This is a genomic window from Candidatus Defluviibacterium haderslevense (assembly GCA_016712225.1).
Classification (GTDB): domain Bacteria; phylum Bacteroidota; class Bacteroidia; order Chitinophagales; family Saprospiraceae; genus Vicinibacter; species Vicinibacter haderslevensis.
The window spans coordinates 777,595-804,479 of record JADJRL010000003.1 but is presented as its reverse complement, the minus strand read 5'-3'; the positions used below and the strand labels follow the sequence as shown (position 1 = coordinate 804,479).

Genomic DNA, 26,885 nt, shown 5'->3' with positions numbered 1-26,885 from the left:
TGCATGCCGACCGAAGCGTCGGCATCCCTCTTCCTCCACTTCTTTAAGAATGACCCCTATAATGAGTACATATGTCATACAATGTGTCCATACTCTATTCTGAAGTTCAAGATAAATATTATATCGGCAGTACACAAGACGTTACTGAAAGACTCGATTGTCATAATTCGGGAAAAGAAAAATATACAAGCAAGTATATTCCGTGGAATCTTGTGCTTAGTCTTGAAAAGGAAACTAGATCTGAAGCCTATCAACTTGAGATTAAGATTGAGCTAGTACTCTATAGCCTCAATTCCTTGTTCTTTAAGTTTTGCTAATGCTTCTTGCATAGCTTTGACTTTTTCCGGAGCGTGACCTTTCCAAAGAGTAACTTCTCCAACTATCTTAAATGGATATTTTGAGCGGTAGGATTTTGTTGGATTACCAGGGAATTTTTTGTCGGTCAAATTGGGATCATCTTCAATTGGACCGTTGGGCTCAACTAAATATATTCTTTCACGACCTTCACCTAAAGCTAATTCAGCGCCCCAAATGGCTGCATCCAGAGTGGCAGTGAGATAAATGTATTTCGCAATATGCTGTTGCCCATAATTCGAGTTAATACCAATTTCAATAGCATCTCCAATCTTAAGGTCAGCCTTTGTACCGTGGAAGAAGGTTTGAGCAAATGGACTTGGAGTAGAATCGTTCGATTTGTTCATTCGGTTGTTTTTTTATTTCAATATTTTGATGTTTTGACTTTTTGTGTTTTGTTGATTCCTGAATTCAAACAACAAATTTATTTTTATTTTAATCAATTGAATATTTCAAATTAAGTTTAGCAGCGCAAATTTTTTGAAGTCTCTGATTAAATTTAGATTCAATTTTTGAAAGCTTGTTTTAGTGATGACATCAAAGTTATACTTTTTTTAAAAATTTTGAATTATAATCTATAATTATTTTTTCAAAGAGACTCTAGTCAGTTGCAATGAGATCCTGTACGATATAATTATTTTTTTAAATGCATATTAAATCAGATCATGAGTATCTATTTCATTTACATTGGCGGATTTATTTGTATTATTTATCATTCCCATTAATGCCGTTTTTGAATTATAGTTTTTGTTGGATCTTTTAATTTTTGTTGTATTGTTAATGTTCCAAAATTAGAAATCAGTTATTCGCAGAATAAATCTCATATGATTTTATTTTGATAGCGATTTTCAAATTTATTCTACCTCATCTCATATCATATCAAAAACGGCTAGCACATTTCTTTTTTCATTTTATTTGAAATTTCGCAGCTCATATTAGAATAAATAATTTTTGTTCATCATCGCAATTTATAACCGAGAAAGTCAAATATCATCTTATCGTTGAATAATTGATGAAAAATAATTGAGCATTCTGCAAAGTAAAAAGTATAAATTTGATTGAAAATCATTGTAATACATATGAGAATAATCTATAGAAGTATTTCATAAAAGATTACTATATTAGCACCCAGTTATTTTTTACTTTTAATATTATAGTGTGGGTACATTCAATAAATGTTTGATCTTGTTGATGATGATGATTTGCATTGATCATAAAGTCATTTCACAAGGCAATACAACTAGCTTATTTTATGAGCCGATACTATTAAAAATGGGTTGGACAGAAATTCAATTGCCAAATTATATTAGAGAACCTTTTTTATTAAATGTTTCCATTGGATTGGAAGTTAAACAAGATTCTTCAAAACATATTTGGGTTAGGCCATTGGAGACATCTAAAAGTATTTTTTATGTAGACATCGATACGAAGGATAATCCAATATCTCTTATGTTTTTTGCAAATAGTAATGAAATTAAGAAACCAATAGATACATCAGTGAGTAATGATTCAATTCAGATCATACTTGAAAAGTATGTTGATCGAAGGTTCTATATATCCGTGGACCCGCGGTCAGAAGAGCTATTTATATTATGGAATAATACTATTCTTCCATATAGAAAAACGGGCAAAACGCTAGTTGTTTCATTGCCAAAATATGCGGATAAAATCGATTCTTCCTATTTAAGAGTTTACACTACAATACCTCATCAAGCCATTCAAGAACTCATTATCCCTATAGAATTTGGAAAGCCTACTCATAACTTATTACCTACTTTTGGATTAGATTGGAATATGATGAATCAACAAAAAATGGATACATCATCAAACCCTGAAATCAATGAACTAAGTGCAGCTCAATTAAATAATAATAATACAACACAAGATATGTTACCAAAATGGCTTGGTTTGTATTGCGATATCTATTATGCTCACTATACAGATTCTGTGGGCGACAATACCTATCAACAGTTTCCTGGAATTTCTCCAAGAAACAATGCTATAGGATTGAATACCCTTCAAATCAATTTGCAATATGAAATAAAAAAAATACGGGGAACTTTCGTTTTTCATATTGGTGATTATGCTAAAACGACTTGGTCGAATACTTTTAATCAAGTCATGGAAGCGAATATTGGAATTCGACTTCATAAATTATTATGGATGGATGCGGGATTTTTTAGATCATATATTGGAACAGAAGGTTTATTACCGAGAGAAAATATTTGTAGTTCAGAATCTATTTATGCCTGGCACGAACCATCACATGTCAGTGGTGTCCGATTGAATTATACACCTACCAATAAGTTGACATTGAATATTTATCTGTTGAATGCATATAATGGTTTTGAAGATTTCAATGAAAAAAAATCCGTAGGATTTGCATGCAATTATATATTGAATGAAAAAGGAAGTGTCGGTTATACAAACTATCTTGGTGATGATACGGTTAAAGATTCAATGAGTATATCGCATCTCCGATTTTATCAGAATATTTATTTTAATTATCAACTTAAAAAACTTAAGTTACAAATAGGAGCTGATTACGCAATCCAACAACACGCTGATTTGAACAATGTATCACGTGGAGCAAATTTATTTACTGGTGTTGCAAGTGCGTATTATGCTATTCATTCTAAGTTTGGAGCATACGGAAGACTGGAATATTTTAATGATCCTAACGCGATTCTTTCAGCTCAAATTATGGATACTAAAGGGCATCTAACGGGATATTCTGTATGGGGAATTACCGCCGGACTTGAATTTAGACCTTACAATAAATCCTATGTACGCCTTGAAGGCAGGAGATTGGAAATGGATGCAGACCAACAAATTTTCAGATGGAATGGTAAGTATAGAAATGTCAGAACTGAGTTGATGTTACATATGGGAGTGAGTTTTTAGGTGAGCTGTTTTGGATGGTAATCGGTTTGGAGGGTGATCGGTTTAAATGGTGAACGGTTTGATGAAAGGTAATCCGGTTGAAAGATGATTTGATTAGAGTTGTAAAAAGAATTGAGAGGGATTCTGAAATTAAGTTTTAAATTTTATTGTGGTTAGTTTGAATTAATTTTTTCTTTGGAAGAATTGAATTAACGATCATCGATATTGAATTCACTCTGAATTTGAACATATATTGCAAATGCATGACACAATACCATTGGGAAAATATCATGCTATTAATTGATTGATTTGAAATAGTTGAATGCTCAGTGTTATTTTATTATGGAGGGTGGGATCATGTTGCAAAGAGAGAGAATTTGGTGAATATGCGGGAACCCATCCCCGACCCTTCCCTTGGAAAGGGAAGGGAGTGTATACTGATATTTTTAAGTTGAGAATTGACCATAAACTCATTTAATGGAACTTTCAAGACTAGTTTAAAATGTATCGTTATTCTTTTCTAATAATAATTTTTTGCAATAAGTTTCTAATGTTTGCATAATATCAATAGATTTTATCTCCTCATTTTTAATTCTATATACATTATATCCCATCTGGGTTAATATGTCTTCTCTTTCCTGATCATATTCTTTTTGTAATAGGTGAATTTCTCCATCCACCTCAATAATCAACTTTAGTTCGTGACAATATAAATCAACAAAAAAATAATTTTTTATGCTCATGATATTGGAATGTTCAATTCGATATTGCCTTAGAAAACGCAGTCCAAGTAATCTTTTTTTTCTAATCAATTTCCAAAGGAATATTTCTGAAGTAGTTTGATCTTTTCTAAGCTCTCTTGCAAAATACAATGCATCATTTTGTTTCATAGTATTAATATTTTTACTTGAAAATATTCATCAAAATACTAAATTTTTATTTTTAATGTAACTAGCTCCCTTCCCTTTTCAAGGGAAGGGCCGGGGATGGGTTTTCTCTTTTATTCATAATTTCTTTATCCACTTCTCAAACTCCATCTTCTCAATAAACTAATTTATTCTAAAAATCAAAACATTCAATTTGTAAATAGCGTTTCGGATAGTCCCTTGTAAGTCTGAAATAAATTCATGCATAAAAATAGGGTTTGTTCAAATGAATACTTTTTTGGATACCCTTTGACCTCCATTTCCCTAAAACTTTTTACATATTCCATATACATTTTTATTTATTATTTAAATCCACTTACCTGATTACCTGATTACCCGATTACCCTTCCTACCTAATACCTTTCATCCTTAATAAAAGGCAACTTCACCATACTATAAACCTCTACACTCGGAAAATCAAAATCAACCGTTACCTTACCTACAATCTTATAGCATCCACGTCCCTGAAAAGGACTTCGTTCCAGACTCGGTGGAAAGTGTGTGGTGTCAAAGAAGTGGCCGGCGGAATCTACCCAGGTTCCGAAAGCCATCAGACTGCCTTTAATCGTGGTGACGTGTTTGCGGGTGACATAATAACCTATCATCGTTACTGAGCGTCCTATAGAGGTCTGGAGGTCTTTGGCCTGATTGTGGTCTTGCGGTTGTTGGGCCAATAAGTCAAAGGGGCTACACAAGGGGAATCCTAACAGCTCCATTTCGTCAAAAGCCTGATCATAGCGACCTTCTTCGAGTGTTGGGAGCACAAAGACGTCTTCTTCATGAGCAAACATGGGTTTGGAACCATACCAGTGTGTTCTGGGTTCGTGTACCACATTCTTGTCCCACATGAGTTCACATTTGGTCTTGCCCGTAAAGCGAAAGGCACCAATGCGGACCAGTAAGTGCAGTTGTTCACGGCCTATTTTGATCCTTTGAGTGAAATCATCTAAGCCGGTATAAAGACCGTGTTGTTCGCGTTCTCGGACGATTCGTCTGCCGAGGTCTTGTTCGAGAGATTGGATGTGAATGAATCCAATCCAGATGTTATGACCTTGGAGATCAGTCAAATAGTTGCTATTATTGATACATGGTGCTTCGATGTGCGCTCCTTGCATTCGCGCCTCGTGGACATAGAGTTCGGTATTATAGAATCCACCAAAATTATTGATCACCGCCACCATAAATTCGAGTGGATAATGGGATTTCAAATACAAGCTTTGAAACGATTCTACAGCATAAGATGCGGAGTGTGCTTTACAGAAAGAATAACCGCTAAAACTCTCGATTTGGCGCCAAACCTCGTGCGTTAGTTCGTCGGAATAACCACGTTCCTTACAATTCCGAAAATACTTCTCCATGAGATTGCGAAAGGTGTCGGAGGATTTCTTTTTGCCGGTCATGATGCGGCGCAAAACATCAGATTCATCGAGATCCAATCCTGCAAAATGGTGGACGATTTTCATCACATCCTCTTGATAGACCATCACACCAAATGTCTCCTGAAGGTTGTCCTTGAATACAGGATGCAGATACTTGACTTTATCAGGAGCGTGAAATCGTTCTATGTATTCGCGCATCATGCCCGATTTAGCGACACCGGGTCGAATGATGGAACTGGCAGCTACTAAGTGAACATAATTATCACAATGAAGCTTGGTCAAGAGACCGCGCATAGCCGGAGATTCTATATAAAAACATCCGATACAGTTTCCTGAAAAAAGTTGTGCCTTGACCTTCGCATTTTCCTTGATCGACGCGATGTTGTGAATTTCGACACTCTTACCCTGATTGCGTCGGACCAGATCAACAGCGTCTTTGATGTGTCCGAGACCCCGTTGGCTGAGAATATCGTATTTATGAAAGTGAAGATCTTCCGCTCCATACATGTCAAAATGGGTGACCGGAAATCCCTTGGGCATCTGCAACAAGGCGGTGTGGTAGTTCAGCGGTCGTTCCGAAATGATGACCCCGCCGGCATGGATAGACAAGTAATTCGGGAAGCCTTCCATTTTTTTGCCATAATGGAAGATGTGTTTTGCATAGGGGTGGTGTTTTTCGGTAGCTAATGCCTGATCTACGATGATGTCGATATCTGCTTTTGGGAGACCGAATACTTTACCCAGTTCGCGAACAATGGATTTGCCCTTGAAGGTATTGTATGTGGCGAGTAATGCGGTATAATCCCGACCATAGCGTTCGAAAATGTATTCGGTCACATCATCCCGGTCACTCCATGAAAAATCAATATCAAAATCCGGTGGTGAGGTCCTGTGTGGATTGATGAACCGTTCGAAATAGAGATCCAGTTCCAGGGGATCGACGTCCGTAATATACAGGCAAAAAGCGACTATACTATTAGCTCCACTACCACGTCCGACATGATAATATCCCGCACTCTGACCGTAGCGGACGATATCCCAGGTAATTAAAAAGTAAGCTGAAAAATGCATCCTATAAATCACTTGCAATTCACGTTTTACGCGTTCTTTGGCCTTCTCGTTATGATCCCCATATCGCCTCCGGCAACCCTGGAAAGCCAGTTTGGAAAGGAGTTTATAATCACTCTCTTTTTGTCCGGTAAAGGTCCTGCGGTTATTATCATCGTGGGAAGGCATATCGGTATGGCAATCCGCCAATAATCGATGCGTGTTTTCTAAAATAATAGGATAAGGTTCAAAGGCTTGTTCCAGAGCTTCAGGGGTATAAAAGACCTCGTCTTTAGGCGCACAGGAATGCGGATCCAGCTTGCCAATAATCGTATTGCGGTCTATGCAGCGAAGCAATTTGTGGACTTTCCATCCATCCTCATCTAGAAAGGTCACCGGAGCAAAGACGACCAATTTGTTGTGATGTTTTTTTAAGGGTCCGTTGTAGAGCGTGTGTAATTCAGCGGGTTTTATTCCCAGATACTCATGGTCCAGGTAGGAGTCGATGGGTCGATCAAGGTCCCGATAGATGACATAACAATGTTCCCATTTGGGCGCATGAGGCGGCATCGGTTCTTTTGAAAAAGAATAGTTGCTCAGGTGGCTCGTTAGTTCGCGAATGCCCTCATTGTTTTTCGCTATGCCGATATAAAGCAGCTGGTCTTCATTGCGAAATTCGATGCCAAACACTGCTTTAATCCCGTATTTCTGGCATATCACGGCAAACTGGTAGTAGGTAGAAGTATTGTTGATATCTGTCAGGGCCAATTCCCGAACACCAAGGCGATGGGCTTCAGCTGCCAGTTGTTCTGGAGATAGGGTCCCATAGCGGAGTGAATAATAGGAATGGCAATTGAGATACATGACGAATTATTCGACAAATGTAATCAATAATTATTATATGTCGAATAATTCGGCATATAATAATTCAAATACCCTAGGCCTTGTTTATTTAAATAAAGTGGAACGGTTAGGATACTGTTTCAAAGAGATATGATATTGCTGGATTAACTTACAGTCAATTAAATTTATGAGTGGCAGTTGAGATAGAATTCATGTATAGACAATATAAATCACGTTCCTTGTGTCTACTATAATAAGTAAATATACCCTGTACTGAATAAACTCATTTATACATTTTAGGTGTAACTTTGTAATCACATGGAGACTCAAACTAAAATCATACTTATTTTATTGATCTTGATCCCTTCGTTAGGCGAAAGTCAAGTGTCTTGGTCCAGGAGAAATACTCCGCAAAAATATGAATTAGGAGATATACTGATTTCTCCTGAGGGTTATTATTTCATTAGTTTATCTCAAAATTCACCTGTTTATATTTCCACTGATGAAGGTGACAATTGGAAAGATATTGCAGACAAAACACAATTGTATTATTCATTTTATTCAGGAAGTAAATTACTTAAATTAATTAATGGTACAGTTTATTATGGGAAATGCAATGGTTTATGTAAGCCATATATTTTAATAAATGGAAAATTCAATATCAAGCCAGGTATAACTTCAAATTTTGAGAAATTGTATACAGACTCAAATAATTCGATTTATTATGTAGACGAATTTAACATATATCAAACAGATAGCAATTGGAGAGCCGATAATACTCAGAATTCATGGAAAACTCAAGATAATAGAATAATGGATGCTTTCTTCTTTCAGCATGATATAAATTATGTTGTTACAGATGCATACGATAAATCCAACCCTTCTAGTGAAAATGTAAGAATTTATTACCTGAATACAGAAAAGATGACTTCTACTCTATATTCAAAAATTAGAGCACTAGTTCAGAAAGATCAAGTATTAATTTCTAAAGAAGGTAATATTTGTATTAATGTTACCTATTGGAATAGGAATCAATTATTGTATGCAAATTCAGCAAATCCAAATGTATTTAAGGAAATTATCTTAGATTCACAGAACTTAAATATAAATGTCCAATATCTTGGTTCTGCCGACGATGGAACTTATTATGCCATAACAAACGCAGGAGTTTATTTTAGTGATGGTATTGATTTTTCAATCTGGAAAAAGGTTTTTTACATGAGTCAGAATTTACCTTCATTGAATTATTTTAGTATAGAGAATAAATACTATTTTAAAGATAGCTTAACCGCTATAATAAATTATGGAAACAATTGTGGAGAATCTAATGCCTATATCTTTAATAAAAAATATCTACAATGGAAACCAATTAATCTAGATATAAATATTAACAATCTTGACAATCTCCAAAAAGATGTACACGGAAATTTATATGCTTTTAGCCCTTGTAGAAATTATCCTGCTCGTGAATATTATCGGATAAGTGAAGATGATGGTAAAACTTGGGAGCTATTTTTTATAAATGGTGAATATGTTCGATCTGTAGGAATAAACAAAGATAAAGCAGCAATTGTGTTAGCAGGTGAAAATTTATTTTTACAGAATAGCTTAGACAAAACTTGGAAGTTTATCCAAAATCCAATACCAGATTCAGGTATTTTTTCATCCTTATTTTTTTATTCGAGCAATGGGATTTTATTTTTTGAAGCATATTATCTTAGTAAGGATGGATTCAATAAAATTGGGTTTTACTTTTCTAAAGATGGTGGATTGAACTGGAAAGAATTTAGTCCTTTCCATCAATCATCAACTGATAATTACAATGATCGCAATATTTTAGTTACTAAAGATAGATGGATAGCATATAGCTATTTATCTGACCCTACTGTTTTTAGTGAAGATGAAGGCAAAACATGGCAATTAGATCCCATGTTTGTAGGGTGCGATCATATCACGCAAATGGCTTTGTTACCGGATAACAGATTGCTTATTAGTTGCCAAGCAAAGAATGAATTCGGTGTGTTTGTATCTAATTCAAATAATGAATTAGAATTATTGTCACCCTATTTTAGAGGTAAGTTGAACACGGTAAATTTTAATGCTCCTTCATATATATTTGGGTATCATGATTTGAATTCATTGCCATTTTTTAGCAAGGATTTAGGTAAAAGTGTATTGGAATTAGACCAGGGTATAAATCCAATTATTAGTGATTATAGATATTTTACAAGTTCTTTATTAGATGCCAATAATAGAGCATATCTTACGATTCAAAATGATGGATTGTATGTAACCGACACTAATGTTTTTACTCATATTAAAGAAGAAAATATTAAGAAGAATCATGCAAACATTTATCTTCAACAAATAGGGAAAAATCTTCAAATAAGTATTCAAAATGAAATCTCTGAGGTAAATAATTATAAGTATTATATTTATAATCAATTGTCTCAAATTGTTGCTCAAGGCCTTTTGAACCACAATTCAACTTTAATTAATTTAGAAGACTTTACATCTGGAATTTATTTTTTTCAAATTGTTGACAAAACAAACCAATCGCATATTTTAAAATTAGCATATATCGAATAACTTATGAAGAGAATTTTTGATTAAAGTGTTGTTCCATAATGATGTATGGCTAGATATTGGAACTATGATCAATAATGCAAATTGTCTTTCTAGTTATGTACTGCATTGAATAGTATAGAATAATAACTCATAATTCACCATCACCTCACCATCACGATCATTTTATCCACACCTATAAATTTCCCTTTTCCATAGGCTTGGATAAAATATAATCCATTATTGATATCGTTTATTTGGAGTAGTTTGGTGTCCTGGATTTCAATGGTTCTGATTATGTCACCACTTGCTGAAGTTATCAGTAATTTATCGATGGATGGATCTACAGTTATATTTAAATCTCCATTTGAAGGATTTGGTGTTATGGTCATGATGGAGATATAATTTTTATTGGCATCTTTCGTTTCAACTAACCGATCACAGTCCACAACCCATATGGTTTGAGTGGCATTTGTTATAGAACCATTCGGACCATTTACTGAAATCAAGCGTTGAATTTCACCAAGTCCATTGATTCGCAAATCTTTTATTACAATGTTAATATTTTTTACTTCACATGAGGATAATGCATATCCATCAAAACCCCAAACTAATTCGTACTTTCGATTGAAATGAGCCGTGTCAAACAATTGATTGTAAAAAATACATGCTTGATTTGGTGCAGGTACCGGCACTTGATTCGTTTGTACATATCCGGGATAACCGGTTTTATTATTTGGTTCACAGTACCGATGACATACATAGTCTATTGTAAATACTCTTTGTCTGGCAGAAAGGGTAGTTACGATTCGTCCAAAAGTTGGATCATCGGCTTGCGTTAATTTATTGATGTCTAACGTAAACGTACTGCTTACAACCATATTCGGTGGAGCAACTAAAGTGGGTACAGATTTGTCCTGGACATCTACGACGGTAATACAATCGCTAAATTTTCCATACAGTGGACTGGAAGGATTAGCCATTAGTTCAGGATCAATAGGTCCATCACCCGGATTAACGTTAAATGCTCTAAGTACAATTTGAATTTTTTTACCAATATCATTGCAACAAAAAATTGCAAAGTCATCAAAATACATTTGTTGCCCAATTCGAATGCTATCATCATCTGTATCTAATCCATCACAACTTATAATTTGATCAGCATGACTACCATCTTTGGTTCCCAATAAGGCTTCGAGTCTAATTACTTTGTACCATAATTGGACATGGCAACTATCAACAGTTTTATCTATTGAATCTGCAACTATTTTTGCAATATTAAACCCAGGAGTCAGTGTACCATTTAGACTTACTACTGTGGTGTCACAAATTGGCATGGGAAGGATTTGTTTTACATTGACAATAATTTTCTTAATGGTTTTATTGCCGACAAGGTCCGTGGCTATTATGTGGGCGATATTTGTGCCTCCGGGAATATTAATAACTTTGAAACCAATAAATTCATCACCTAAAATAGTGCCGTGATTTATGTCCAGGGTATATCGAATATCTTGAAAACAATTATCTGTGATTTTAGGAATAGGAACTTCCCATATACCTTGGCATGTACCTACATCCGGAATCAATGATATGGTATCCGGAAAAATAATGCGAGGAGGAATAGTATCCTTAATAATGCCATGACTCCAACATGAATTTCCGGTTATTGGATCCCGAACCGTAAATTTAAATTCCTTGGATAAATCACCAAAACCTAGTTGCACACCTTTTTTTATAGTGTCTCTATCAATCAGTCCTCCTGAACCAGTTGTCGTCCAGTATCTTGCTTCAACAATATATTGTTGCCAACATCCATAAGTTTGTCCTTCAAGAAACATATCAGCAGTAAGCGTTACCATACAATTTGAATCTAATGAAATCTCTACGTTATCAATGCATTCCAATATTCCTGTTGAATTGGAACTATATTCGCAATCCACTACCCAAATGGTTTGGGTATCTTTAAGCGTGAGATTATTATGATCCAATATTTGTATAACCCTTAAAATGGGTCCATGAAGATTATTTGTAAACTTATTTAGAATTCTGTTATCTAATACAGTTATAGTTGGTGGATTACCATTCTTATTTATTACATATCCATCTTTACCCCAAATTAACTTATAAACGCTATTTTTACGAGCTGTATCAAATAAATTATTATAATACCTACAAGCTAAATCCCAAGTAGGATTAAGTTGGCCTCTTTCAAAATATCCAGTGCAGGGATTATAAGCACAGTAATTATAACAGACGAAGTCTCTGGTAATGATATCTTTTCTTTCAGCAATACTGTTTGCAATCTTTCCAAATGTTGTATCTAATGGGTCTTTTAGTTGAGTTAAATCAACTTTAAATTTATGACTTATAACGACATCCGCAGGCGCGACTAACGTGTCATTTTGGGAATAGACCTGATGCATGTTGAATATCATCAGACAAGTAAGTAAAAGAGTGACTTGATTTTTCATAGTAAAATAATTTATTTGTTTAACATTTGAATTCCTCTACATTAATATAATTAAGCTCAAATTGCTTCTATTAAAATCAATTTGCAATTCAAATAGGTTATTAGTCTGAAGATTTTTAAAATAGAAATCCTATTGAAAAAAAACTACTGCCTATTTTTCACAATTGAGTTTAAAATATGAAATGTTTAGATTTATGGAGGTTTATACTAAATAGAATGCCCAAGTTTAATTAGGACCAATCAAGATAAATTTATGTGTTTAGTTGACTATTGAGATTAATATGTAAACTAATTATAGAAAAATTAAGTTTCACTTATTAAGTATAACAAAGTTATAGAGACTTTGCAACAATTCCAAATTTATTTTTGTAATTGTGTTTTATTAATGCTTAGAAACTATGATTAGTTAATTTAAACTCACCATATCATTTATTCAGACATCCCTTCCAGCATCAAATAAAAAGCATACTTCAAAGCAATTTCTTCAAGATATTTATAGCGTCCTGATTTGCCGCCATGTCCTGCTTCCATATTGGTTTTTAGTAAAAGCACATTTTGATCTGTCTTGAGTGTGCGAATTTTTGCGACCCATTTGGCAGGTTCGAAATATTGAACCTGACTGTCATGAAGCCCAGTTGTGACCAGCATATGTGGATAATCCTGTACTTTTAGATTATCATAAGGTGCATATTGCTTCATATAGAAATAATCTTTTTCATTCGCAGGATTGCCCCATTCATCATATTCATTAGTGGTCAATGGAATCGTTGGATCGCTCATCGTAGTAAGCACATCAACAAAAGGGACATCAGCAATAATGCCGTGATATAAATCGGGGCGGAAATTGACTATTGCGCCCATCAATAATCCTCCCGCACTACCACCATTTGCATACAGATGAGGTGCGGAGGTATATTGTTGATTAATTAAGTATTCAGCACAATCATTGAAGTCCGTGAACGTATTCATTTTATGATGCATTTTTCCTGATTCATACCAATGACGACCCATTTCCTGTCCTCCGCGTATGTGTGCAATGGCATAAACAAATCCGCGATTCAGTAGACTTAATCTATTCGAATTAAAGGTAGCATCAACGCTTAATCCATAAGATCCGTAAGCATAAAGCAGACAAGGAGCTTGACCGTTTTTCTCGAAGCCTTTTTTGTAGACCAATGAAATGGGAACTAGCGTTCCATCAGTTACTTTTACGAAATGTCGTTCAGAAATATATTCCGTTTTATCATATCCACCAATAACTTCTTGCTGTTTCATAATGGTTTTTTCTTTCGTTACCATATGATAGTCATATACAGTTGCTGGTGTGATCAAAGAGTTATAATTAAATCTCAATAATGAATAATCATATTCAGCATTAGCAAATGTTCCTGCATCATAAGTGGTTTCATCGAATTCAATATGGTAATCTTGTTGATCTATTAGATTGCGAACATGAAGTTGGACCAAACCATTTTTTCTTTCTGTTAGTACCCAGAAGTTTCGAAACACATCTATGCCTTCTATGAGTACATCAGCACGATGCGGAATGACTTCTGTCCAGTTATTCACTTGGGTATGTATTAATGGACAAGACATGAGTTTGAAGTTCTGTGCTTGCAGATTTGTAATCATTAGAAATTGATCTTGTTGGTGATACACATCGTACAAGACTTCTTTCATTCTTTCCTGAAATAAAATAAATGTCCCCTGTGGATCATTCGCTGATAAATATTTTACTTCTGATGAAAGCGTCGATGAAGAATTTATAAAAATATATTGACCTGATTTACTTCGCTCCACACTGATGTAATTACTTTGATCCATCTCTCGATATACGATGACATCCAGATCACATTCAGTACCAATAATATGTTTTTTTATTTCTTCGGATAAGAGCGTAACAGGATGTTTTGAAGTATAAAAAAATGTTGCGTTGTCATTAGCCCATACGCCATAACCTTCGGTATTGTGTATGACATCCTTTAGTAATTCTCCTGTCTCCAGATTTTTAATGTAAAGGTCATATTGTCTACGAGAAACTGTGTCAACAGCATAAAGTAAAAAACGATTATCCGGACTTATACTAAAACCACTGGCAGAATAATAATCAAAACCTTTGGCCATTTCATTGACATCCAAGAGAATTTCCTCGGGAGCTGACAGCGTTGCTTTTTTACGACAATATAAAAAATAGTCTGTTCCTTCTACTGTACGTGTGTAGTAGAAATACCCGTTTTTGTACATAGGTACACTCTCATCTTCATCCTTAATTCTTGATTTGAGTTCATGATATAACGCTCTTTGTAATGTTTGGGTATGATGCATCATCGTATCCAAATAGGCATTTTCTTGATTTAAATATTCGATGACATGATCACTATCAGGACCTTTTAGCCAGAAATCATTCAACCAATAATAGGGATCTGAACGCAAATCTCCATGCGCTATCATATGGTGTTCCTTGGTGGGACAAACTGGAGGCTTAATTCCTTGGGGCAGACTTTTCAATGATTTCATGCAAAACGATTTCAAAATTGAATAAACAACAAATTGAATTAGAATAATTAATAAAAGTGGTCGATTGTTCAAATAGTTCTCAATGGAACTGGTTTTTGTGAAAATCGAAGATTGAAACTTTTATTCAGATTTATTTGTTTCTTTTTTTTTAATTGTGAATAAAATAGAATTAAAATGAGTGTATTGAAAGTTATTGAAGTTATGGCGAGTTCTTCTAAAAGTTGGGAAGACGCTACAAGCAAAGCTGTTGAAAAAGCATCTAAATCCGTTAAAAATATAAGATCTGCCTGGGTTCAAGATCAAAGTGTATCTGTAGAAAAGGGTAAAATCAAGGAATACAGAGTTACTTTGAAACTCAGCTTTGAAGTAGTTTAGACTCAGGAGATCTCTAACCTTTATTTTTGCAAGACAATTATGTTAACTTTGCGCTTGTAAAGAGATTTTTATATGATAAATATTACTTTTCCAGATGGTAGGGTTCAAGAATATGCCTCTGGAGTTAGCGCTTTTCAAATTGCGCAATCCATTAGTGAAGGATTGGCCCGCAACGTATTATCAGCCAAGGTTAATGGCGAAGTTATTGATGCATCGAGGCCTATCACTCAAGATTCCACCTTGCAGTTATTAACCTGGAATGATTTGGAAGGCAAAGCCACGTATTGGCATTCTTCAGCTCATCTTATGGCAGAGGCTTTAGAAAGTCTTTATCCTGATACCAAATTTGGAATTGGTCCAGCTATCGAGCATGGTTTTTATTATGATATTGACACGAATGGTGTTGCGCTCTCTTCCCACGAATTAGGGCAGATTGAAGCCAAAATGATAGAATTGGCGCGACAAAATAACGTTTATACGCGTCGGGAAGTCTCTAAAATAGAAGCAATTGCATATTTTACAGAAAAGAATGATCCCTATAAATTAGAATTATTACAAGATCTTGAAGATGGTAAAATTACCTTTTATACCCAAGGTCAATTCACAGATCTATGCAAAGGGCCTCATATTCCTAACACCGGTTTTATTAAAGCTGCAAAATTATTAAATGTGGCCGGCGCATATTGGCGCGGAGATGAATCCAGACCACAAATGACCCGAATTTATGGGATTACTTTTCCTAAAGCTAAAGAACTTGAGGATTACCTATTTATGCTTGAAGAAGCTAAAAAACGGGATCATAGGAAATTGGGTGTCGAATTAGAATTATTCATGTTTTCGGAACGCGTTGGGGCTGGATTACCTATTTGGTTACCAAAGGGAACGGCACTGCGCCAAAGACTTGAAGATTTTCTTAAAGCAGAGCAATTAAAGCGGGGATACACTCCGGTTATTACCCCACATATTGGACATAAAAATCTATACATAACAAGCGGACACTGGGAAAAATACGGTGAAGACTCTTTTCAGCCTATTCGTACACCTCGTGAAGGTGAAGAATTTCTCCTTAAACCTATGAATTGTCCGCATCATTGTGAAATCTACGGACATAAGCCAAGGTCTTATCGGGATTTACCATTAAGGATTGCAGAATTTGGAACCGTTTATCGATATGAACAAAGTGGTGAATTACATGGATTAACTCGAGTTCGGTGTTTTACTCAAGACGATGCGCATATATTCTGTACACCGGATCAGGTTAAAGGTGAGTTCTTGAATGTGTTAGATCTTACCATGCATGTTATTAAGAAATTGGGTTTTGATCATTTTACAGCCCAAATTTCCTTAAGAGATCCTCTGAACAAAGCTAAATATATTGGTTCTGATGAAAATTGGGAAAAGGCAGAGCAAGCTATTATTGATGCAACTAAAGAAGTAGCATTGACGACAACTACAGTTTTAGGTGAAGCAGCTTTTTATGGACCTAAACTGGACTTTATGGTAAAAGATGCACTGGGCCGAAGCTGGCAATTGGGTACGATTCAAGTTGACTATAATTTACCCGAACGATTTGAACTAGAGTATATCGGTGCAGATAATTCCAAGCACAGACCAGTTATGATACATAGAGCACCATTCGGTTCTATGGAGCGTTTCATAGGCGTGCTTACAGAGCACTGTGCAGGTAAATTTCCATTGTGGTTGACTCCTGATCAGTTTGCGATTTTGCCGATTAGTGATAAATATATAGACTATGCGAAATCCGTTTTGGACACTTTGAATCAAGCTGGATTAAGAGGATATATAGACGATCGTGTGGAATCTATTGGAAAGAAAATACGCGATAACGAATTAAAGAAAATACCTTTCATGCTCATCGTCGGAGAAAAGGAACAGAATGAAAAAAATATATCCGTTAGGCGACAAGGTTCCGGAGATCAGGGAGCTGAAGATATACAACAGTTTATTAGTCAATTATTAGAAATGATGTAAGCTTTTGGATCAAGACTTATATTTTCAAAAGATCTTAATTTATTATCGTCAAATCAAGGATCATATACCCAATTTACCTAAGGGAATAGCGATATTGAATCCTTATGATGCTCCGGAAGTCCAAGCTTTAATGTATTCATTCTACAGCAAATATTATGCTGATGATAAAATCAGAAAACTAATCATTGGAATTAATCCTGGACGTCTTGGAGCAGGAACTACGGGAATTCCATTTACTGATCCTGTAAGACTGGTAAAGGATTGTAACATCCCTTGTGAACTCAAAAGTTACGAACCATCTTCTTCCTTTGTGTATCAAATGATTCAGGCTTTTGGAGGGGTAGCGTCCTTTTACAATACATTTTTAATATCCTCGGTGTCACCCATAGGTTTTACAAAAGACGGCAAGAATTTCAACTATTATGACGACCCTCAAGTTTTTAAAATATTAAAACCCTATATCGTTCATCAAATGGAGTCTTTGATCCAATTACCTTTGGACACCGATAAGATCTACTGTTGGGGTGAAGGCAAAAACTACAAACATATATCACTATTAAACAAAGAATTCAAGTGGTTCAAAACCATAATCCCTATGGCACACCCCAGGTATATCATGCAATATAAACAGAAGCAAATTGAAGTTTATATAGATCAATATTTAGAAATATTTGCAAACAAGCATTAACTAAGTATTGACGAAAAGTTAATCACTGTTAACAGCCGCAACTTTGGAATAGGATATCTTTGCACAAAATTAAAAAACAAATAAAATGAAAAAATTAATTCTTCTTATCGCTCCTGTATTATTTATTATTGCTTGCAAGAATGTAGAACAATTTCGTGCTCCTATCGAAGCTTTGACTGCTGATTGGGCTAAGGCTGGTGCTTCTGTAACTGAAGTAGGTAGTTTATTAAATACAACTCAAGTAATGATGGCATCTATGTCTGATAGTTTAGTAGTTGCTCCAACTGCAAAATTAAAACCAGGTGTAATGGCTTCTTTGGACAGCATCAAAACTATTTATACTAACCAACTTGCTGGATTAGGAACATTGGGTAATGACTTAAAAGCTTTTTCTTCTAGCTGGCAAGAAATGTCAACTAAAGTTGATGCTTTAAGCGCTGGTTTAAAATCAGGTAAATTAGATGGAGATGTTATGGCTCAAATCAATGAATTAAAAACTGCAAGCACTGACGCAATGTCTAAAGCTGATGGTTGGAAATCTGCTATTGAAGCTGCAAAAACAGCTGCAATGGGTGCTTATGATTTATACAAAACAACTTCAATGTCTAAATAAGACTTTGAACATATTATAAGGATGAATACTCCTAAAAGATAAAGGGACTTCGATTTGAGGTCCCTTTTTCTTTTTATCCAATACATTGATTAGCTTAGTATTCATTCGTATTCCTTTCACGCTTATCTTTACTCATCAAAAGAAGAATTGATTTCATTCTAAATTTAACTTTTAGTATTTAATTGTATGCAGGAAAGACATTTCAATCGTAAGCAATATTTTGATGAGCAAGGGATTACAACTGCAGCTTACGTTATACCCTATATTAATGACATTAAACCAATAACTTCAACATTAAAAATATTAGAAGTCGGTTGCGGAGAAGGCGGGAATATGAAACCTTTTTTGGACATGGGGTGTGAAGTTTATGGAATCGATATATTAGCACACCAAATTGCTATTGCAGAAGGTTTTTATGCAGATCATATAAATAAAAAAAACCTACATTTAATAGCAAGCGATATTTATAAAATTGATTCAACGACCTTGCCATTGTTTGATGTGATCATGCTGAGAGATGTAATTGAACACATTCCTAATCAAATACAATTTTTGGAATTCATTAAAACATTTATGGCTCCTCGTGGAATTATTTTTTTTGGTTTTCCACCTTGGTGTATGCCATTTGGTGGTCACCAACAAGTATGTAAATCTAAGGTCACTGCTTTAATGCCTTATTACCACATTTTGCCAAAGTTCTTATACAATGGCATCTTAAAATTATTTGGCGAACTTCCTGAAACAATTATTGGACTTAATGAAGTAAAAGATACAGGCCTAAGTATTCCAGCATTTCATAGGATGATTAAAAAATTAAATTATAAGATAGTCAAAGAGACGCACTATCTGATTAATCCAAATTATGAGACTAAGTTTAAACTTAAGAAAAGAGAATTGCCCAAGTTATTTCAAATATCATACCTAAGCGATTTTTATACTACTGCTGTATATTGTATTATTTCTTTATAATATCTGATATTAGGTATTCTCTTTTTAGACTGATATGACTTAAAAAAAGGTCATGAATAGTACTTTGGAACCAAGAAATACAGCTTCAAACATTATACTATAAGTTTAATCTGTTAATTAATATCTACCAAGTAATTACATTTATGGTTTTATACTTTGACATAATTCAATGAGTACACCATGTGTGGATTTGGGATGTACAAAACAAACTAATTTTTGGTCTGCACCTTTTTTGGGAACGTCATTGATTAATCTAAAACCAGCTTTTTTTAGTCGTTCCATTTCTTCAATAATATTCTCTACTTCAAAGGCGATATGATGAATACCTTCTCCTTTTTTTTCAATAAATTGATAAATAGAACTAACTGGATCTGTCGCTTCAAGAAGTTCAATTTTGTTGATTCCTACTTTGAAAAAAGAGGTATTAACGTGTTCAGAATCAACAAGCTCTTCTTTGTAAGGGCCAACACCAAGAAGTGATGTATACAAAGAATTGGCATCGGTTAAATTTTTGACTGCAATACCAATATGATCAATATGTAACATAGATTTTAATTGAGTAAAGGGAAATAAAACCGATCAACCAAAAAGTTCATATTTGATTTGGGTACGATCTATTTTTAAAGTATTTACCAAATGTGCCACAGCTTCATCTATCATCCCTGACCATCCACAAATCATAAATACTTCATTTTTCTTATCTGAATATTTTTTATTGAGATACACTTGATGTACATGTCCTTCAAAAAAATCCATATTATTTTTAGGTTTAGGTAATTTGGTTTCTTTGGACAAGCAAATACTGGTTGTAAAATGGTCTATGAAGTGGGACCAATCTTCCAACTCTTCATAAAAAAGTATGGTTTTCTCTTTTCTGGCACCAAAAATGAGGTGTACCGATTTGTATTTCAATTTTTCTTGTTCAATTTGTTGAATCATTGCTCTGAAAGGAACCAAACCAGCACCGGTGGCAATGAATACTAAAGATTTCGATGTGTCCTCAGGGAGTATAAAATTTCCTTCAGGGCCTTTGCATTTTACAACATCACCTTTATTGATATCATTAAACAAATATTGACTTGCGACGCCACCTTTTTCATAGGTGATGCATAATTCCAATATATTCGAGCCATCGTAAATATTTGCTATGCTATAACTACGCCAGCGATCGGCTCTTTTTTCTCCAGATGGAAGATCAAATACAAAAAACTGTCCAGGCTTATATGCAACAGGGGAATCCGACTTCAATTTGAACCAAAACCGATTGGTTCCTGAGACTTCTACTTTTTGTCCTATAAATTCAGCATCGTACCACACTGTTGACATGTTTTATACATTTTGTTGGTATAAAAAATTGTTTCAAACTTAGCTAATAATCTAAAACAAGAAATTATAATATTAGTTCTTTGTACGGGATTAATACACCAAATCCTTTGGATTTGAAATATTCTTCAGTATCGCTTTTTGAGTGATTACTTGTAACTAAAACGAGGTCCCCGCCCCATGCTCCAAGTGATTTCACTGCGCCCCAATAATCTGCAAAACGTGTATCCTTGACTTTTTTTTCAGATATAAATGATGAAATGATATTCTCATGTTCTACAATCCAATCTTCGAATGAATTCAGAGTTTTAAGCTCCAATACTTTTTCTGCGAGATCAGATATTTTATTAATTAATGATTTTTCGGGAACTTTTTTCTTAGCAATTTTGACGGCCTCTCTACTATCCGTTTTCTGATTTAGAGGCAAGAAATAGATTTGATCTTGAAAAGATGGCTTGAATTCTACCTGCTCGAGATCGATACTACCATCGCCCAGAGTATATAAAATCGGTCCCTTGGCTCCAGCACAAGCAATATCATATCCTGAACCATCCTCAATATCAAAATACAAATGGTATGGATTCACATCAGCCCAAAGTGCCATGTTATAAATCAATGTGGATGAAGAACCCAAACCCCAGCTAATTGGGAATTCCAGGTAATGATCTATCTTATATTTTTTCCAATGTGAGAGAAATTCAGAATTGTTATTACAACAGGCTCTAAATAATTTTTTAATAAATTTAGCTGTATCAGGATCTGAACTTTCGACCACATCAAGACCCATGAGGTCGATTTCTGCTTCAAACCATTTTTTTCCCTGGTGGTCAAAACTATTCCATAACACTTCGGACCCAGATAACTCTTGAATTTTCATGCGCTGACCCATTTTTGTAGGCAAAGCCAATGCAGTGGCACCTTGTACAACGAGGTATTCTGAACTTAACAATACCTTTCCTCGGGCGAAATATTCAGCTTTTATATATATAAAATTTAAAAATTCATGCGAAGATACATTGAAGATTTTGATTATATATCATTTTTCAATAAAATATAGAATAATTGGAAAATAAGCGGTTAGAAATGGAAAAAAAGTCGTCAAATAACTTTCAAATTTGATTTCTTAAACCATTTGAATGGATAAAATGGAATTTTTTAGTACATCAAATATTCATAATATTAAGCTAAATAACGAAATGCAAATAAATTCTGGTCAACATATTCGTTAAATGTAATTGAATTCAACAAACGGATCTGGTAAAAATCCATTATTATTTATGATAAATATACCTAAATCAAGTGGTGAAAAGTTGAATTTTTCAGATATGATTTTAAGGTATTAAATTCAATAATTGACTTGATTTTTGTCCTGATGCCGTTAGATAACTGAGTAAAATTATTCCGCTTTGTAACTTTAGTTGATCCGCATCAATATAAATGCGATGTTCTGTACCAAGCGTTTTCATACTGAAAACGGATTGTCCTAATTCGTTATACAAATTTAATATGCCTTCTTCATGATTATGGTTGAACACAACATAAAATCCGTGCCTGGCAGGATTAGGGATAACCTGGAAATCGAACTTAAAATAATCTAACGTTGAAGTAGAGAAATCAACTATTCCCGGAGTGCCGTCTTGGTGATTGCTTTCCCTCCAGCTCGTACCAAAATGGTTATCCAATTGATCTGAAACAATTTCAATAGATTTCCCTTGAAGATTACTGGACTTGGGCCATGGGGATTTATTATTGTAATTTACAAAATCCACCAATATGCCATCAGCATCAAATAAATTTATAGCCTCACCTTCATTTCGTAATTTTCCAGTGGTCCATTCAAATACTTGATAATTCTGACCAATAAATTTTGATTTATCTAATGTTACTATAACCGCTTCATGAGGAGCTATTTTCGTTCCTGATGGGAAACTAAAATCTATGGCAAGACTTATGGTATAATTGCTCATGTTGATTTCTTTATTTCCAGGGTTATATATTTCTATATATTCAGCAAGGCCACTTAATGAATCATCATAAAATATTTCTGAAATCATTAATTGCGGTTCTTGTAAATATTTGGGCAAGCTTAATGCTCCAAGGTCTTTTCCATCAGTTGCCCTATTCTTAGCAGGCGAATTGGATTTTAAATTAAAATTATATAGCGTAGGTTGTTCAAAGATCGGATTTGAAATGATTGTTCCTTGTGAGTTGCCTGACGAATCTAAATCGGAAAGACAAGATTTTAGATTTAATGTCGAATAGGAATCAGATAAATAGGCATCTGAAGATTCATTACTAACAATACAATTTTCAATATTACCATGGCCACCTAAATACCCGGCATTTTTTTCATATGCTGAGATACCAACTTGATTGCCGAATAAGGTACAATGGTTGATGGTTACTAAACTTTCATCTTTAAGTGCAATTCCAATAGCAGTATAGGCTATGGTATTATCTATAATATGAGCAGAAGATTGTTGGCCTACAGATATTCCTTTATCAAAACAATGATAAATAAAATTATTTTCAATGATCAAATTTTCACACTGTTCGCCAATATCTAAACCATCGCAATTATCTCCACGAAAATCATGAATAATATTATTTCGAATAATACCACCTTGCACACCATCAAAGTCTATCCCATCCATATCAGCTTCTCTACCACCAACAAATTCACATTGTTCGACAAGTCCGTATCCTTGTTTTATATTTATACAATCGCCGGTAACATTGGATTTCAAAATCGAATGGGTAAGTTCAACATTAGAGTATCTTGCAAATATGGGATTATCGGTAATCTTAGTTAAATCTAAATGATCCATCTTAAGATTTGCATGATAAGCACTGATGGCTGCTGGAAAATAAGTACGATCGATACCAGCACTTGCATTTTCGATTTTAGTATAATGCAAATTTGATAAGGCAGTCGTATTTCTTAAAAAAATTCCACCCCAGTCTTGTTGATTATCTGTTCCTTTTATGATTACCGGATTACTTTCAGTACCATTTATTTGAAGATCACCATCAATAAATAAATTTGCATGAGCCGGAAATAATAGTTCAACTCCCTTCTCAATAGTTAATGTCACATTGGGTTTAACATAAACATTACCGGATGCAACATATGGCGAACATTGTGAAGTTAATGTCAATGGTGTAAGTACTGAATCAGGAAGAATACCACAAGATCCATTAGATTCAAAAACTGCTTGTAAAGAAGTGGGTGTAGAATCTAACATAGTCGTATATATGTTATTCATGCTAAGGATAGAAGAGGCGCCGATTACATTCATTATAACTTCCCCGTCAAAACTTATATCAGAACTATTTCTGGCATTTTGATGTACTTCAACAGCAATTTTATTTTTTCCATTGATTAGTGCTTTGGATAAAATATTTATTTCATTCCAATCATTTTCTGCAGTGCCACTTATAGCAGAGAGTGCCAAAGAGTCAAAGGAAATAGTTACTGGAAATGGCGCCATATTGATACGCCAAATTTCTTTTCCATTTAGAAAAACAACGGCTCCATCGTCGACTTTCAATCTTAAAATCACGCTGGCTGTTTTTGTTAGGTCGGCGATATTAAATTCAGTTCTGAAATAATAGCTAGGTGTTTTGTTGTTTTGATCTGTTCCATAATTAAGGGTGGTGGTTTCATCTCCATCACCATATCCAAACTCTCCGTTTCCGGTTGCCCAGGATAAGTCATTATAGGTAGCAGAAAACCAATTTGATGGTGGCGCAACTGCGGCATCACGATATTTCCATTTTGATTTTGTTGGAATTAAGGTAGTTTGAACATAAGTCATTTTGGTCCAATGAGAAAACTGAAACCCAGGTTTAGCTTCTGCGGTTAAGGTAACATTCCGATGTTGGAAGTAAGTACCAGTCCATGGGTAATTGGGTATTTTTATTTCATGAAGTCGAATGGTTCCATGATTATTATCACTTACGTCCAGACTTAATGATGTCAAGCCATTTAAATTAAAAAAAGAATTTAAATCGTTCCACATATGGGCATTTCGTTGGACACCAAACAGTTTTAATTTTTCAACCTCAGATTCCCAATAAGCAAATGAAGGTATGGCATCGCCGTAACTCGACATAGTACCTTTCCATCTATCTATTTGGTAAGGCATTTCATTAACAATTAGTTGCTTGTGATCATTAACTTTTTTATTTATCGTTTGGGGATGATAAGTCACATATAAATGTTCTGCAAATCGGTCAATAAATCGTTGTTTAAAATTTTCATTTTCTAGCATTCTTCTCAAAAATAATGTAGCCCATGCAGGATTTTCAGAGGGTTGACCATTGGTTGCCGTAGCCCAACTCATATCAATGGAATTTACATTTGATAAATTAAAACCCCTGTCATAATCATGTAAAAGCCAACGCCATCGGCCGTTCTGGCTTCGTTTGCGAAAGCAAGAAATATTATGACCCCAACTTGTATTTGCGGAAAAAATTTGAGATATAATATAGTCAGTATAATTTTTAGTATCTGCAACCTGATCAAATGTATTAAATGCGGCATCTGATTTTATGCCTGTATTTAATTGATTCAGCATTTCTTTATACGCTAAATCATTGCCTTCATCAATGGTTGTGTTATTCTCTATGTAATCCAAGCTATCAGGATCAATGTTATGATAATATTCGCAATAATCAGCATCTTGTTTTTCACGAATGTTTTGCATACCTAAATAGGCTCCATTAAAATAGATCGAGCAGGGTCTAAAATCCTGTCCATCTAAATCTGCATAATCTTTGATGAGGCTTTGCATCATGCCATCTCTAAAAAATGTATTGGACCAATCATTGCCTGAACATCGCAAAGCAAAATCGCTGTTTGTTTTTCTTGGATTATTTGGAAATAATTGAAAGTCAAAATGACCTGCGCCGTAAATTTTTCTGGAATAAATATTTAATAATTTTTGTGGAAGTATCCAGGCATTTTCTCCACCCACGGCCATTCCAGCATCATGATGGAATCCCAATAATCCATCGGGCTGATAAAATTCAAGGTGTACTGGATATTCCCAAAGTGGTTTAAAGTTTTGTACATAAAGACCGCTGTCTTTATTATAAAAATATTCCGAATGGGTAGATAATGAAATGACTGGCAATTTTCGTTGATCAAAATGCTCATTGATAAAATAAGTGTTTGTAACTACCGGGCCAGGTATTTGATTGGGATAAAACATTCTTGCCTTAACAACGGTAGTTTTTGATAATGTTAAAGCTTGACCGAATTGAGGACTTTTTTCATTGGGTTCAGAGCCATCAATAGTGTACCGGATGATCCCTTTTTTATATAGATCTTGAATATTTACGATAACATTGGAAGTAAAGAAGCCTCCTGATATTGAAAAAATCGGAACCTGTTCGACAAAGTTGGTATAGAAAATTCCTTTATTATTAGTGCTTCCTGGAGTAGGAATATTAAAAAATCCTAAAACAGCATCTCCATCTGTTTTCCTACCATATGAGACATCTGTTTGTTGCATTGAAAATTGAATTAAATCCATTTGATTTCCTGATGGATCCAATAATATAATTTCTTCGCCAGTGGCACTTAGCTTAAAATTGGTATGCAGCTTTTGATCCATTCCATCTGCCCAAAATATTAAATATCCTTTAGCAGGGATAATGGTCCCATTAGGAATTTTCCAATTTAAAGTAGCATTGGATTGATCATTGAGATACCACCCACTGATATCCACAGGACTATTTTTTGAATTGTACAGTTCTATCCAGTCAGAATAACTATTAAAATCAGGATCAATAATATTGGCACTATTGGAAGCTAAAAATTCATTAATAAATATTTGTGCATGAAGATTTTGTGTATAAACTATTGGTAAGATAAAGTAAATAAAATATTTTTTCATAAGAATTAATGCTTTCAAAAGGTTAATGACAGGGCATA

Annotated in this window: 17 protein-coding genes; 8 read left to right on the top strand and 9 right to left on the bottom strand. The window is 34.5% G+C overall.

Translation table 11 applies throughout. The features are described from left to right. Positions 1–71: 71 nt before the first annotated feature. The gene (locus tag IPK88_03355; protein MBK8242439.1) at positions 72–317 is read left to right on the top strand and encodes a GIY-YIG nuclease family protein; all 246 of its coding nucleotides are present in this window, start codon (positions 72–74) and stop codon (positions 315–317) included. Here IPK88_03355 and arr read toward each other — a convergent pair. Beyond that, a complete protein-coding gene (arr, locus tag IPK88_03350) occupies positions 273–701 on the bottom strand; it encodes an NAD(+)--rifampin ADP-ribosyltransferase (GenBank protein MBK8242438.1) in 429 nt (142 codons plus the stop codon). The genes IPK88_03355 and arr overlap by 45 nt on opposite strands. A gap of 811 nt (positions 702–1,512) precedes the next feature. Between arr and IPK88_03345 the strand changes: the two genes are divergently transcribed. Continuing rightward, positions 1,513–3,258, top strand: coding sequence for an outer membrane beta-barrel protein (locus IPK88_03345; protein MBK8242437.1), 1,746 nt, complete (start codon positions 1,513–1,515; stop codon positions 3,256–3,258). 476 nt (positions 3,259–3,734) lie between these two features. Here the strand turns inward: IPK88_03345 and IPK88_03340 are convergent, their stop codons facing one another. Then, positions 3,735–4,127 (bottom strand): DUF559 domain-containing protein, encoded by a 393-nt coding sequence (locus IPK88_03340; protein MBK8242436.1) that lies wholly within the window; start codon positions 4,125–4,127, stop codon positions 3,735–3,737. A 389-nt stretch (positions 4,128–4,516) separates the two neighbouring features. Continuing rightward, the gene (locus tag IPK88_03335; protein MBK8242435.1) at positions 4,517–7,453 is read right to left on the bottom strand and encodes a DNA polymerase III subunit alpha; all 2,937 of its coding nucleotides are present in this window, start codon (positions 7,451–7,453) and stop codon (positions 4,517–4,519) included. Between the two features lie 297 nt (positions 7,454–7,750). Here IPK88_03335 and IPK88_03330 point away from each other — a divergent pair, with 297 nt between their 5' ends. Beyond that, positions 7,751–10,021 (top strand): hypothetical protein, encoded by a 2,271-nt coding sequence (locus IPK88_03330; GenBank protein ID MBK8242434.1) that lies wholly within the window; start codon positions 7,751–7,753, stop codon positions 10,019–10,021. Between the two features lie 140 nt (positions 10,022–10,161). Here the strand turns inward: IPK88_03330 and IPK88_03325 are convergent, their stop codons facing one another. Further along, positions 10,162–12,468, bottom strand: coding sequence for a T9SS type A sorting domain-containing protein (locus IPK88_03325; GenBank protein ID MBK8242433.1), 2,307 nt, complete (start codon positions 12,466–12,468; stop codon positions 10,162–10,164). Positions 12,469–12,896: 428 nt separating this feature from the next. After that, on the bottom strand, positions 12,897–14,984 hold the full coding sequence (locus tag IPK88_03320) for a S9 family peptidase (protein ID MBK8242432.1): 2,088 nt from the start codon (positions 14,982–14,984) through the stop codon (positions 12,897–12,899). Positions 14,985–15,158: 174 nt separating this feature from the next. On the opposite strand from IPK88_03320, the gene IPK88_03315 reads away from it, so the two are divergent. The 5 genes from IPK88_03315 (at position 15,159) to IPK88_03295 (ending at position 19,621) form a co-directional block, all read left to right on the top strand. Continuing rightward, positions 15,159–15,359: a dodecin domain-containing protein gene (locus IPK88_03315; protein MBK8242431.1), complete on the top strand. Its 201-nt coding sequence runs from the start codon at positions 15,159–15,161 to the stop codon at positions 15,357–15,359. 72 nt (positions 15,360–15,431) lie between these two features. Beyond that, entirely contained in the window at positions 15,432–17,351 is a 1,920-nt protein-coding gene (gene thrS / locus IPK88_03310; protein MBK8242430.1) for a threonine--tRNA ligase, read from the top strand. Positions 17,352–17,355: 4 nt separating this feature from the next. Continuing rightward, positions 17,356–18,039 carry a DUF4918 family protein gene (locus IPK88_03305; protein MBK8242429.1) on the top strand — a complete coding sequence of 228 codons (684 nt, stop codon included), beginning with the start codon at positions 17,356–17,358 and terminating at the stop codon, positions 18,037–18,039. 85 nt (positions 18,040–18,124) lie between these two features. Then, positions 18,125–18,652: a hypothetical protein gene (locus IPK88_03300; GenBank protein MBK8242428.1), complete on the top strand. Its 528-nt coding sequence runs from the start codon at positions 18,125–18,127 to the stop codon at positions 18,650–18,652. Positions 18,653–18,838: 186 nt separating this feature from the next. Further along, the gene (locus IPK88_03295) at positions 18,839–19,621 is read left to right on the top strand and encodes a class I SAM-dependent methyltransferase (protein MBK8242427.1); all 783 of its coding nucleotides are present in this window, start codon (positions 18,839–18,841) and stop codon (positions 19,619–19,621) included. 141 nt (positions 19,622–19,762) lie between these two features. On the opposite strand, the gene mce is transcribed toward IPK88_03295, so the two are convergent. The 4 genes from mce to IPK88_03275 all read right to left on the bottom strand — a co-directional run bounded on the left by mce (position 19,763) and on the right by IPK88_03275 (position 26,847). Continuing rightward, positions 19,763–20,167, bottom strand: a complete 405-nt coding sequence (mce, locus tag IPK88_03290; protein MBK8242426.1) for a methylmalonyl-CoA epimerase — start codon at positions 20,165–20,167, stop codon at positions 19,763–19,765. 33 nt (positions 20,168–20,200) lie between these two features. Next, positions 20,201–20,947, bottom strand: coding sequence for an FAD-dependent oxidoreductase (locus IPK88_03285; GenBank protein ID MBK8242425.1), 747 nt, complete (start codon positions 20,945–20,947; stop codon positions 20,201–20,203). A 64-nt stretch (positions 20,948–21,011) separates the two neighbouring features. After that, positions 21,012–21,893 carry a GHMP kinase gene (locus IPK88_03280; protein MBK8242424.1) on the bottom strand — a complete coding sequence of 294 codons (882 nt, stop codon included), beginning with the start codon at positions 21,891–21,893 and terminating at the stop codon, positions 21,012–21,014. A 382-nt stretch (positions 21,894–22,275) separates the two neighbouring features. After that, positions 22,276–26,847: a lamin tail domain-containing protein gene (locus IPK88_03275; protein MBK8242423.1), complete on the bottom strand. Its 4,572-nt coding sequence runs from the start codon at positions 26,845–26,847 to the stop codon at positions 22,276–22,278. Between the last annotated feature and the right edge of the window lie 38 nt (positions 26,848–26,885).

Coding starts and splice junctions, on each gene's coding strand:
- IPK88_03355 (MBK8242439.1), top strand. CDS start 72: ATGTCATACAATGTGTCCATACTCTATTCTGAAGTTCAAGATAAATAT.
- arr (MBK8242438.1), bottom strand. CDS start 701: ATGAACAAATCGAACGATTCTACTCCAAGTCCATTTGCTCAAACCTTC.
- IPK88_03340 (MBK8242436.1), bottom strand. CDS start 4,127: ATGAAACAAAATGATGCATTGTATTTTGCAAGAGAGCTTAGAAAAGAT.
- IPK88_03335 (MBK8242435.1), bottom strand. CDS start 7,453: ATGTATCTCAATTGCCATTCCTATTATTCACTCCGCTATGGGACCCTA.
- IPK88_03330 (MBK8242434.1), top strand. CDS start 7,751: ATGGAGACTCAAACTAAAATCATACTTATTTTATTGATCTTGATCCCT.
- IPK88_03325 (MBK8242433.1), bottom strand. CDS start 12,468: ATGAAAAATCAAGTCACTCTTTTACTTACTTGTCTGATGATATTCAAC.
- IPK88_03320 (MBK8242432.1), bottom strand. CDS start 14,984: ATGAAATCATTGAAAAGTCTGCCCCAAGGAATTAAGCCTCCAGTTTGT.
- IPK88_03315 (MBK8242431.1), top strand. CDS start 15,159: ATGAGTGTATTGAAAGTTATTGAAGTTATGGCGAGTTCTTCTAAAAGT.
- thrS (MBK8242430.1), top strand. CDS start 15,432: ATGATAAATATTACTTTTCCAGATGGTAGGGTTCAAGAATATGCCTCT.
- IPK88_03300 (MBK8242428.1), top strand. CDS start 18,125: ATGAAAAAATTAATTCTTCTTATCGCTCCTGTATTATTTATTATTGCT.
- IPK88_03295 (MBK8242427.1), top strand. CDS start 18,839: ATGCAGGAAAGACATTTCAATCGTAAGCAATATTTTGATGAGCAAGGG.
- mce (MBK8242426.1), bottom strand. CDS start 20,167: ATGTTACATATTGATCATATTGGTATTGCAGTCAAAAATTTAACCGAT.
- IPK88_03285 (MBK8242425.1), bottom strand. CDS start 20,947: ATGTCAACAGTGTGGTACGATGCTGAATTTATAGGACAAAAAGTAGAA.
- IPK88_03275 (MBK8242423.1), bottom strand. CDS start 26,847: ATGAAAAAATATTTTATTTACTTTATCTTACCAATAGTTTATACACAA.